The sequence below is a fragment of the Microcoleus sp. OTE_8_concoct_300 genome (assembly GCF_031383065.1).
Classification (GTDB): domain Bacteria; phylum Cyanobacteriota; class Cyanobacteriia; order Cyanobacteriales; family Microcoleaceae; genus Microcoleus.
The window spans coordinates 17,020-28,493 of the sequence record NZ_JANMZH010000471.1 but is presented as its reverse complement, the minus strand read 5'-3'; the positions used below and the strand labels follow the sequence as shown (position 1 = coordinate 28,493).

General features: G+C 45.8%; 12 protein-coding genes and 1 tRNA gene. 11 read left to right on the top strand and 2 right to left on the bottom strand.

The features are described 5' to 3' along the window. Positions 1-163 precede the first annotated feature (163 nt). Positions 164-502, top strand: a complete 339-nt coding sequence (locus ACUVJL_RS21350; RefSeq protein ID WP_445247665.1) for a zinc ribbon domain-containing protein — start codon at positions 164-166, stop codon at positions 500-502. Positions 503-610: 108 nt separating this feature from the next. On the opposite strand, the gene ACUVJL_RS21345 is transcribed toward ACUVJL_RS21350, so the two are convergent. Together ACUVJL_RS21345 and ACUVJL_RS21340 are read right to left on the bottom strand one after the other, a co-directional pair. Further along, positions 611-697, bottom strand: a tRNA-Ser gene (locus tag ACUVJL_RS21345). Positions 698-734: 37 nt separating this feature from the next. Next, positions 735-1,652, bottom strand: coding sequence for a TIGR04168 family protein (locus ACUVJL_RS21340; RefSeq protein WP_445247664.1), 918 nt, complete (start codon positions 1,650-1,652; stop codon positions 735-737). A 211-nt stretch (positions 1,653-1,863) separates the two neighbouring features. On the opposite strand from ACUVJL_RS21340, the gene nadA reads away from it, so the two are divergent. The 10 genes from nadA (at position 1,864) to ACUVJL_RS21290 (ending at position 11,251) form a co-directional block, all read left to right on the top strand. Then, positions 1,864-2,832, top strand: coding sequence for a quinolinate synthase NadA (nadA, locus tag ACUVJL_RS21335; protein WP_445247663.1), 969 nt, complete (start codon positions 1,864-1,866; stop codon positions 2,830-2,832). Between the two features lie 169 nt (positions 2,833-3,001). Beyond that, a complete protein-coding gene (locus ACUVJL_RS21330) occupies positions 3,002-3,616 on the top strand; it encodes a TIGR04282 family arsenosugar biosynthesis glycosyltransferase (RefSeq protein WP_445247662.1) in 615 nt (204 codons plus the stop codon). A gap of 545 nt (positions 3,617-4,161) precedes the next feature. Next, positions 4,162-5,436: an RNA-guided endonuclease InsQ/TnpB family protein gene (locus ACUVJL_RS21325; protein WP_445247661.1), complete on the top strand. Its 1,275-nt coding sequence runs from the start codon at positions 4,162-4,164 to the stop codon at positions 5,434-5,436. After that, the gene (locus ACUVJL_RS21320) at positions 5,437-6,174 is read left to right on the top strand and encodes a TIGR04283 family arsenosugar biosynthesis glycosyltransferase (RefSeq protein ID WP_445247660.1); all 738 of its coding nucleotides are present in this window, start codon (positions 5,437-5,439) and stop codon (positions 6,172-6,174) included. A gap of 113 nt (positions 6,175-6,287) precedes the next feature. Beyond that, positions 6,288-6,797 carry a photosystem I reaction center protein subunit XI gene (locus tag ACUVJL_RS21315; protein WP_445247659.1) on the top strand — a complete coding sequence of 170 codons (510 nt, stop codon included), beginning with the start codon at positions 6,288-6,290 and terminating at the stop codon, positions 6,795-6,797. Positions 6,798-6,854: 57 nt separating this feature from the next. Then, a complete protein-coding gene (locus ACUVJL_RS21310) occupies positions 6,855-6,971 on the top strand; it encodes a photosystem I reaction center subunit VIII (protein ID WP_015174678.1) in 117 nt (38 codons plus the stop codon). Between the two features lie 499 nt (positions 6,972-7,470). Beyond that, positions 7,471-8,700 carry an RNA-guided endonuclease InsQ/TnpB family protein gene (locus ACUVJL_RS21305; protein WP_445247658.1) on the top strand — a complete coding sequence of 410 codons (1,230 nt, stop codon included), beginning with the start codon at positions 7,471-7,473 and terminating at the stop codon, positions 8,698-8,700. 212 nt (positions 8,701-8,912) lie between these two features. After that, a complete protein-coding gene (locus ACUVJL_RS21300) occupies positions 8,913-9,467 on the top strand; it encodes a hypothetical protein (RefSeq protein ID WP_445247657.1) in 555 nt (184 codons plus the stop codon). 138 nt (positions 9,468-9,605) lie between these two features. After that, the gene (locus ACUVJL_RS21295) at positions 9,606-10,493 is read left to right on the top strand and encodes a hypothetical protein (RefSeq protein WP_445247656.1); all 888 of its coding nucleotides are present in this window, start codon (positions 9,606-9,608) and stop codon (positions 10,491-10,493) included. Positions 10,494-10,678: 185 nt separating this feature from the next. Next, positions 10,679-11,251 carry a DUF2996 domain-containing protein gene (locus ACUVJL_RS21290; protein ID WP_445247655.1) on the top strand — a complete coding sequence of 191 codons (573 nt, stop codon included), beginning with the start codon at positions 10,679-10,681 and terminating at the stop codon, positions 11,249-11,251. Positions 11,252-11,474 lie beyond the last annotated feature (223 nt).

The window sequence follows — 11,474 nt, the reverse complement described above, 5'->3', positions numbered from 1 at the left end:
CTTTGAATGTCTCTTGATGTAGTCCACAGTACCGTTTAAAGTCGGCGGGGTTTAACTTTTGTACTTGTTCGTAATTCATCTTATGGGAGCTAATTATTTCTTTTATTTTACCTAGAACGAGCGCACTTTCGCAAGAGGTCTCTTAAAACAGAAAGTCAAGATTTTGTCCGAAAGGGCGGGCGTTCTGGTTTATGAAGCGGTACCTCATTTTAGCTCTCAGGAATGCAGCGAGTGCGGGTATGTCAGTCCCACCAATCGAGATCGGGAGAAGTTTATCTGCCAAGAGTGCGGCCATCATGAGGATGCCGATGTGGATGCTGCAAAAGTTATTTGGCAGCGCGGCCTGGATCGACTGGGAATCTATTTGGATGCTGTACCGAGAGTCCCTCGGAAACAGGATAAAAGTACGCCCGAGGAGCCTGTTGGAAGACAGGGAAAATCATCCGCGTTGGTGGCTGAGCCTGGGAACCCTAAGAGAGTTCCAGCAATTGGAGTTATTTGAGTGGAGGGGAGTTTGAGCGATCGACTCTCGGCCTTTACGGCCCTCAATTGAAATCGGGTGTGTCTGACAAAATTGCGATCGCCCAAAAATTAGGCATTTTCTCAAAAACGGAGAGGGTGGGATTTGAACCCACGGTGACATCACTGCCACACTCGGTTTCAAGCCGAGCGCATTCGACCACTCTGCCACCTCTCCCGGCGCATACATTAATTAATCATACCAGCAATTGCCACTAACTACAAATAGCCGCAGATTCAGCGCGCCGATAAAGAATTTGTTCTAAGGCCACCGCGAAATCCTCCCCCAGCCAAACCAGAGACACTTCCGACACTGCTCCATTTTCCAGCAGGACGATCGAGAAATTCCGCAGTTTCGAGCACTCTCTCTCGACAATTCGCGGTACGCTGGCGGCATTCAAATAAACTGTACCCTCCGCACTCACCTCCAGCGACTTCCGCAACTCATGCTTTTTGTGCCGCAGTTTGTGGTGCATATGACCAAAAGTTACCAGAGGTATGTGCTTTCCCGAACTCCGAGTTCGATCGATCGCCTCCGCAAAATCAGGGTCGCCCCAATCCCCTCCCAGCGGCTTCCAATCTCGCCCGCAGGGGTCTTCAGGAGCCTCTCCTAACCCCGTCGGGCCCGTGTGACCCAAAAAAATCACATTTTCGCAGTCGGCCAGAGCCGCAGCCCCTGCTATGCGCCGCGCCGACTCCTCAAAACTTTCTACCCCAAACCACTCCGAGTAAAAATCCCCGTACTTCCACTCCGATCCCCCCCAAGTAAACGGGCGGCTTCCCACCACAGTTACGCCCAATTCTGGAAAATCCCGTTTCCCGTAACCGACGTGAGCTTCTCCCATTAAATCTAATTGCTGTTTCACCCAATTTTCTTGAGTGCGATCGTAAGGGCACTGACTGCGGCCCCACTCCGTCGCCGTGTACCAAGCGTCGTGGTTCCCAAACACCGCTGCTTTCGGAATGTCCAATTGGGCGATCGCTCGCACCACCTCCACCGACTCATTGCCAAAATCCCCCACAAACAGCACCAAATCAACGCCCAGATGCTTCAGGGCCTCGCCGTCTTCAGGTTCCCAGCGATCGTGAACATCCCCCACCACCGCAATTTTGATAGATTTAGCTTTATTCATTTCATTTTTTATGTGCGATCGATCCCTAGCCCCTTCTTACTCAGCATAAGAAACAGCGACCAATTTTTGCACTCTCCCGGAGCATATTTTGGATTTTAGATGTGAGATTTTAGATGGGTTCCACTGAACAGCCAGCACTTTTTGGTGAATTCAACTATAATTCAAAATACACTTTAGCTGTCTTCGCCACCTTCCCCGGAATATTCTAACTGTGTTTACCACCGCACCAGCTCCCTACTTTACTCAAACCCGACTGCCCGACGACTTGTTTGCAGCAATTAACGCCCTCAAACAAGAGTTGAACGCCGTCATTCTCGCCCACTATTACCAAGACTCCGAGATTCAAGACATCGCAGACTTCATTGGCGACTCCCTAGAACTTGCCCGCAAAGCCGCCAACACCAGCGCTGATGTCATAGTTTTTGCCGGAGTTCATTTCATGGCTGAAACCGCAAAAATTCTCAATCCCGACAAATTAGTATTGTTGCCAGACTTAAATGCTGGGTGTTCCCTCGCCGACAGTTGCCCTCCCGAAGCCTTTGCAGCTTTCAAAGCCGAGCGCCCAGGACATTTGGTAATTTCCTACATTAATTGTACCGCCGCAATTAAGGCAATGAGCGATATAATTTGCACCAGTTCTAATGCTGTTAAAATTGTCAACCAAATTCCCGACAATCAGCCGATAATTTTTGGGCCAGACCGCAATCTCGGCCGCTACGTCATGGAACAAACCGGTAGAAACATGGAAATCTGGCAAGGAGCCTGCATCGTCCACGAAAACTTCTCAGAAAAAAAGATAGTTCAACTCAAAATCGAAAATCCCGAAGCCGAAATAATTGCCCACCCAGAATGCGAACCTCCCGTGCTGCGCCACGCTAATTACATCGGCTCCACCACCGCTTTGCTCAAATATTCTCAAGCTAGTTCCAGCCAAGCTTTTATTGTCGCGACTGAACCGGGAATCATTCACCAAATGCAAAAGCAAGCTCCGCACAAACGCTTCATCCCCGCTCCCTCAACCAATAATAACTGCGCTTGCAACGAATGCCCGCACATGAGATTAAATACCTTGGAAAAACTGTATCTCTCCCTAAAAAATCAAACCCCTGAAATTACCATGCCCCTAGATATTCAACTAGCAGCCTTGCAGCCCATCCAGCGAATGCTAGAAATGAGCTAACCCCTGGCTATTTTTAAGTAAATACATTGTAGGCTGGGTTGGGCGCGACGATTAAATTAAGTCATCGCCTAACCCACCAATATCGATCGGCAATCCGTGAATCAGTTGTCAACTCTTTCTCTTCTCTTCCTCTGCGGTTCCTTCCTTTAAAACTCCTAAACGATAAAAGATGCCCGAAAAACTGATTGTTTTCACCCGCTATCCAGAACCGGGAACAACCAAAACTCGACTAATCCCGGTGCTGGGAAAAACAGGCGCTGCCAACCTTCACCGCTTGATGGCACAACGGACGATCGCCTCCGCTCTCTCTCTCCAAAAATACCGCCAATTATCGGTAGAAATTCACCGAGCCGGCGGCAGCAAACAACTGATGCAAGAGTGGTTGGGAAATGATATTATTTGTGAAAATCAAAAAGACGGCGATTTGGGCGCAAGAATGACAGCAGCCTTTCAAAACTCTTTTAATTCCGGGGTTGAGAAAACTGCAATTATCGGCACTGATTGTCCTGGTTTGAAAGCAGAAATCATAGCACAAGCTTTTGAGGAACTGAGCCAGCACGATTTAGTTTTGGGCCCGGCAAAAGATGGAGGTTATTATCTGATCGGGCTGCGGCGATCGATACCAGAATTGTTTGGTGGCATTGACTGGGGAAGCAGTGAAGTATTTGCTTGTACGCGGGCGATCGCCCAAAAGCTAGACCTCAATATTGCTTATCTTCCCACTCTTGCAGATATCGATCGACCAGAAGACCTCCTCGGTTTAGATATTAATATATTGAAATAACTAAACTCTATTTAATCTATTTTAAGCATTAGGAATTGTCATATATAATTAGAGGAAACTACTTGATTCTGAAACCAGAAGGTCATAATATAGTAATTGTATTTGTCTAACCAAATGCTGAATCTCAGTAGCAGTTAGACAGCGCTTGGGACAATAGTCCCAGGCGCGAGAAGAAGCAAAAATTAGCAAATAAATTAGCAACTAACAGCTCAGCTTTGTAGGAAACCCCTCCTGCCAGATGAAAGCCCAATATAGGCGCGATCCCGGCGTAAAAAATGAGCAACTAAATGAGCACCTAACAGATAAGCTTTGTACAAAACTCGCCCTCCCTCGTTAACTACCAATGTAGGGGCTATCCAGGCGTCAAAAATGGGCTCGCATAACAGATAAACTTTGTACAAAACCCGCCCTCTCTCACGGGGTGCTTAATGCTGTATTATAAAACTTCATTAAGATTGTAAGCATCAATAAACAATGGTAGTATCATATAGTCAGGAGGGTCAACTAAAAAAATTATTGCGCTCGTTAAAAAATGGAGAGTCTGAATGCAACTAGCAGAAAGGCACATCATTAAATCTACGGAACACCGTTTCGTTGAAATTGATAAATTAGCTTTTCAATCCAAAAATCTCTACAATGCTGCTAATTACGTAATTCGTCAGAGTTTTATCTATGGATGGGGTTACATTAATTACAACGAAATGAACGGTTTGATGAAGTCTCATCAAGCGTACAAAGACTTGCCAGCCAAGGTTAGTCAACAAGTATTGATGATATTGGATAAAAATTGGAAATCTTTTTTTGAGGCGGTAAAAGCTTACAAAACGCAGCCCACTAAATTCACGGGTAGCCCAAAACTACCGAAGTACAAAGATAAAATTAAAGGACGGAATATCCTCGTCTATACAATTCAGGCTGTTAGTAGCAAGCAATTGAAAAAAGGAATCATCAAGCTTTCGGGTACGGAAATCTCAATAAAAACTAAGGTGAAACCCGCTCAGCTTTGCCAAGTTAGACTGGTCCCTAAATGCGATTCTTATGTAATCGAGGTAATCTATAATGAACCGGAGTCCACCCTTGATGAAAACCAAAAAAACTTCGTAGCTAGTATTGATTTAGGACTGAATAATTTAGTGGCGTTAACTTCAAATCAACCGGGTTTTACCCCTCTCCTGATTAACGGGCGACCATTGAAATCAATTAATCAGTTCTACAACAAACGTAAAGCACAGTTACAATCTCAGTTGAAAAGAGGTCGCCAGACCTCGTCCCGCATTCAGCGTTTAACTCGTTGTCGCAATCAAAAAGTCGATAACTATTTGCACCATACCAGTCGCCTGATCGTTGACGTTCTTGTTGCCAAACAAATTGAGAGGCTAGTAATTGGCAAAAATATACAATGGAAAAACGAGAGCAACTTAGGGAAGCAAACTAATCAAAACTTTGTCAACATTCCTCATGCTCGACTAATTGAGATGTTGGAATACAAAGCTCAATTAGTTGGGATTAAGGTGATTGTGCAAGAAGAATCTTATACTTCTCAATCAAGTTTTCTCAATTTAGACCCAATCCCTGTTTATGGAAAGACTGGCAATGATGTCATATTTAGTGGCAGGCGAATCAAGAGAGGATTGTACAAAACATCGGTCGGTCAATTAATCAATTCCGATGTTAACGGTGCTTACAATATTCTGAGAAAAGCAATCCCAAATGCGTTTAGTAATGGGATAGGGAGCTGCGTAGTTGGGCCAATGCGGGTTAATCCGCTCAAAGTACAAGCGAAAGGGGAGGGACTTAATGCCTCCCATGTCATGCGATAAATGACTATACTTTTACTAGCTATGTCGCCAGAAAATCCCAATCTCAAAATTTCCATTATCATTCCAGTCTTAAACGAAGCACCTACAATTGCCCGAGTCATCTCCACCGCCCTTGAGGCCAAAAATGTCGAAATAATTGTCGCCGACGGCAGCAGCAGCGACGGTACAGCAGATATAGCAAAATCTTTGGGCGTCCGAGTTATCTCCACCGCCCCAGGCCGCGCCACCCAAATGAATGCAGGTGCCGCCGCTGCTACTGGAGATATCCTGCTGTTTCTCCACGCAGACACTCTTTTGCCTCGCGGGTACGACGATAGCGCCCGTCGCGCACTAGCTAACCCGTCTGCTGTAGCGGGAGCCTTTGAACTCAAGATTGACGGCAGCAGCCTGGGCCTCCGGCTGGTAGAAACAGGGGTAAAGTGGCGATCGAACTTTCTGCAAATGCCCTACGGCGACCAAGCCATTTTCCTCTCTTCAGCTACCTTTGACAAAATCGGCGGTTTTCCCGACTTGCCCCTCATGGAAGACTTTGAATTCGTGCGACGGTTGAAAAAACAAGGCGACATCGAAATAGTACCCCACCCAGTGCTCACATCCGTCCGCCGCTGGCAGCAGCTTGGGGTCATCAAAACCACCGCCATTAATCAAATAGTAATCATCGCTTATTTCTTAGGAGTGTCGCCCGATCGACTCGCTTTCTGGTATAAGGGACAAAAGAAAAATTCTTCCAAAAACTAAAGAATAGTGAACTTTTCTAAAGCTCGCTGCCAATTATGCAAATAGGCAACACCTCCCTGCGTAAAATATGACTTGAACGCCTCAACTTTTTAAACTGCGAGGAAAAAGAGAATATGGCCGATCCCAGAGATGCAGAGCTTATTAAACCCTTTAACGGCGACCCCTTCACGGGTCATCTAGCAACTCCCATCAGTGCTTCTGATTTCACAAAAGCATTCATTGGCAACTTGCCCATCTACCGCAAAGGACTCTCGCCCCTAGTTCGAGGTCTAGAAATTGGTTTGGCACACGGTTATTTCCTCGTCGGCCCCGAAATCGTCTTCGGACCACTCCGCGACTATCCAGAAGCAGCTAATCTCGGCGGATTATATACAGCCCTCGTCTTAGTTCTGCTCGGCACACTAGGTATGTCTGCTTACGGTTTAGTCTCTTTCAAACAAGACAACACCAGCTACCCTAGCGTTAATCCGATGACTCCCGATTCCCTCAGAAATGCTGAAGGGTGGAGCCAGTTAACCGCTGGTTTCTTCATTGGCGGGATGAGCGGCGTCTTTGCTGCTTACTTCTTACTCGAAAACTTTAAGGGCGTTGATGCCATTTTCCGGGGTTTAGTCAACAATTAGACTCGACTCCCAAATATCCCTGTTGCAACACACTAACTTTAGTCTGGAGAATTTGATATGACAGGTTCCTACGCTGCTTCTTTCTTGCCTTGGATTTTGATTCCGGTTATTACATGGTTAATGCCGGTTGTGGTAATGGGTTTGTTGTTTATCTACATTGAAAGCGACGCCTGATCCTTACCCTTACAGTAAGACCTAAGTTGGAAAGCCGCAGTAAGACCATGGATGAACAATTGCTCTGAAATTTCTAGATAAATCTAGGGAAAATCAGCAAAAATTGTTTTGAGATTGCTGGCGATCGGAAAACTTAGCTAAACAGACGGGAATCCCCACACTATATCGCTTCGATTAGTGTGGGATGAAAGGCGCGGTTTCGCTGTGGATTCCACCCGTCAACCAATTGAAAACTATGTTTTGAGCGGTGGGCGGGTGGATGACGAGATAAACAAACTCTTTATTCGAGGGGTCTATTTTGTCCTTCAATACACTTTTTTGCTCATTTCATAATTATGTCGCCCGTCGAGATTTGGTAATAAAAATTAACATTTGAGGATAGAAACCTCTCTGATTGTATGAATAAAATATTCACTCATAAACTTGACAGCAAGTAACGTATTCAAGTACAGTAATACTAATTGATAAGTAGCGACTGCAATTTAATATTTGCCACGCAATGAGAACTTCTTACCAGTATCGATTACGTCCAACAAAGTTGCAAGCCACTGAGATTGATAGATGGTTGTCAATGTTGTGTGCACAGTACAACTATTTGTTGGCAGATCGATTTAATTGGTACGAACAAAACCGTTCTCCCATCAATGCGTGTCCGCTAGTTTGCTACTTACCTGAACTGCGGGACAATCCAGATTACTACAGTCAGAAAAAGACGTTACCTAAACTCAAAAAAACTCATCCTTGGTATGCCGGGATTTACTCTCAAGTCCTCCAAGATGCAGTTAAGCGAGTCAAGGTAACGTTTGATCGTTTTTTAAAAGGCGATAGCAGCGGAAAGCGTAGTGGTAGACCGAGATTTAAACCACGCAGTCGTTACCGCACGTTTACTTATCCTCAAATTAAAGACGGCTACTTACAAAATAACTTAATCAACTTGCCGATGCTCGGAAAAGTTAAAGTTGTTTTACACCGTTCGATACCTGATGGATTCAAAATAAAAACCGTCTCTATCACCAAAAAAGCTGATGGCTACTATGTGACTCTCAGCTTGGAAGATTCAACAGTCCCTAAGATAAAACCAGATTTCAATCCTCAAAAGATTGTTGGAATTGATGTGGGGCTGAAGGAGTTTTTGACAACATCAGAAAACGAGACTCTGGCAATTCCTCAACATTACCGCAAAGCTCAAAAACGCCTGCGAACTATTCAAAAGCGAGTCTCGCGTCGCAAAAAAGGCAGTAACCGCAGGCAAAAAGCAGTTAAGCAGCTAGGAAAGTGCCATAAAAAAGTAGCGGACAAGCGTAAAGACTTTCATTTTAAAACTGCCAACGCTCTCTTGAAAAAATATGATGTTATTGCAGTTGAAGATTTGAATGTTAAAGGACTTGCTCGTACAAAGCTGGCTAAATCTGTGTTGGATGCTGGGTGGTCAAGCTTTCTGTCGATTCTAACAAATAAAGCCGTAAATGCTGGTTTGTTGGTAGTTCCAGTAAGCGCTCATAATACTTCACAAGATTGCTCTACTTGCGGTGAAAAAGTACCAAAAAAGCTGCACGAAAGATGGCACGACTGTCCGAATTGTGGATGTAGTCTTGACCGAGATCACAATGCAGCTATCGTGATTAAAAATAGAGCGGTAGGGCATTCCGTTCTTAAAGCTCAGTTAACGTCCGAAGCAATAGCTGGAGTCCCTGAGAAGCCTGCACCATACTGTAATCAGTTGGTGTAGGAGTATGTCACTTTCTTTACCCCCATCCCCAGAATTTATCTGGAAAGCAATCTTTCAGTTTTCTTCCTTCAGAATTCGTAATTGCCAAAAAATCCTCTGCCTGCAGGCAGAGGATTTTTTTACACAGAAGACAAATTATCTGCTCCGGGCACACAAATTGCCAAATTCTGAGCCACAATTGTTATGGAAACCTATCTAATGAGGAGACAGCGATGCAATTTTCCCCCGCACGCCGAATCTTAGCTCCATTCCTGATCTCGGTACTGCTGCTGGTGACTTCCTGCGGTCAAACTCAAGCCCCCTCCCGCTGGGACAAAGCCCAGCAGGAAAGTACCCAAAAACCTGGTAAAGCACAGCAGACAACTGTTGACAAATCAACTGCTAGTAATCAAAACCTGCCCAAGAAGGCAGTTGCAGGTGGTAAGTTAAATAAATACTTCCCGTCTTCAGGCGGTGGATTCGATCGCGTTTTTGCTCAAGAAAAATCCGGTTTTGCTGAAGCTAAGTTGAACAAAGACGGTAAAAATGTCGCGGTGCTCTCGATTAGCGACATTGCCGCCAACCCCAGCGCAGGTGGAAAATTCCAGCAAAGTACCAAGCAAATCAGCGGCTATCCCGCTATTAATCAGGGTGCTAATGGTACCGCTGTTTTAGTGGCAAATCGCTATCAGGTGAAAGTTCAATCGCGCAGTCCCTCTTTTACCGCCAGCGATCGCGAAGCTTGGCTGTCAAAATTTAACCTCGGCGGCCTCGCCCGCGTCAAGTAGCAATGTCTCTTGTCAAACTCCGCGCCCGACTCCAGTCTGGCGCTCTCAAAACTAAGTTTGCCACAAAGAGAGTGTGAAGTTTTTGCCATCTGCCAAAAGTAATACCTTTGATTTTCGTTCCAGCATAAGGAGTTTTTTGTGAGCAAAACAGTCTTTGAATTAGTCGATCAACTGCCTCAAGACAACATGACTGTCAAAGCCCTGCGAGCCCTTGACTTTGTGGTTCCCGGCGAGTGGAACAATTTAGTTGGCTTTGAAAATACCATTCGCACCGTTACTGGCGAAACAGACGAAGAACTGATCCAGCAAATTGGCGAGCGCGCCATCTACCTCTACAACGATAAATCAGAGGGCTACCAGCGCGCTCTCTGGCTCTACCAAACTATTGACAGTGCCGACAAGGCTTTGGGCACTGCCGCCCTCGCTAACAAAGTCTCCCAAAATGTGCCGTTTTTGTCCCTGCTGGGCAATCTCACTCCCAAGCCGGAAAAAGCTCAAACGATCGACCTTTCTCTGAAGTTAGTCACTGAGTTGCTCGCTTTTTGCCAAATCAACGGCATTCCTGGCGACAGCATCGGCGATTTTGCTGCTTCCTTGGGCGACTACGGCGGCGAATCCCTGATGCGGATGGCCGCTTTGGTTTGCTTTGACGGTTTGATTCCCCTGGGCCCGGACTTTATCATCGCAACTCAGTCTTGGATTCAGAGGCTCTCCCCGAACGATTTGCAAGATAATTCGGCCTTTAAGTCGATCGGCGGCATGATTCCTGGGGGCTCTCCCGCCGGCCAGCTTGGCTTTATCGGCGAAAGCTTTAACTCGGTTTCTGGCTGGATGAGCTCTTTTGTGAGCGATCGAGGTTTGACTCCCCAAAACGTACTCGGCCACTTGCAGAATTTTGTAGACGTTTCTGCCGACAAGGTGGACTACGTGGGCGCATTCCTCGATATGACTACCAACTACTACGAACACACCGGTGTTCAAACTCTCGCCCGCCGTTTGATTGAACGAGCTGTCGCTGAGATTTAGAATAATAATCGGAGTTGTGATGTTTGCGGGCGATCGCCCTGAGAGTGTTTTGAGCTCAAATTTTTTGGAAGGAGCAATTCTCTCAGGTTGGTTTAAAGGTAAAAAGTATGTGCGATTGATCGAGTCGATCGCCCCCACCTGCACTCACAACTCCTTTTACCGATCACTTTTAACAGGAAGCGTTAATGTCAGAAGAACCGAAAAATCCTACCGCTGGCGAATCCGAAACTCCCACTGCTTCGCTCGAGCACGCCCCGAGTTCCGACGCACCCGAGACAACCGACTTGCCCAGCACTGACAAGCCCCAGGCGGCTGCTAAAAAGCCCCCAGCCAAGGCCGAAGGCGACAAGCCCCCAGCTAAAGCTAAAAAGGAAAAAGCACCTGCTGTTGAAGACAAGCCCTTTGCGGAATTTATTCAACAAGATTATTTGCCCGCTTTGCAAACTGCTTTGACTAAGCAGGGCGTTAAGGATTTAGAGGTGAATTTTGCCAAGCAAAAACTCCCCGTTGCGGGCATGAGTTCCGCCGGGGATTGCTGGCAGGTAATTGGGAAATTCCAAGAAGGTCAGCGCCAATTTAATCTGTATTTTCCTCAAGAAAATATTCAAAGTCAAAGAGCATTTTCCTGCGCTGAAAATAATACCAAAACCAGCACTTTAGAGCCTTTTTTGATAGACGAGCGCAAGGTAACTCTAGACCTCATGGTGTTTGGCGTAGTCCAGCGGCTTAACGCTCAAAAATGGCTAAATCTTAATTAGTTATTAGTCATTAGTCATTAGTCATTAGTCATTAGTTATTAGTCATTAGTTGCTTGTATTTAGGCAGTTACTAATGAGTGTCAGGGCGGGTTAATTTGGATAGGAACTTTACCGCTCGCCCAATATCTAATTTTGCCCCGACTGACTCAATAGTGAGAAGTCATAGCTAATGACTATTGACTGCTGACTAATGACTGCTGACTAATGACTATTGACTATTGAC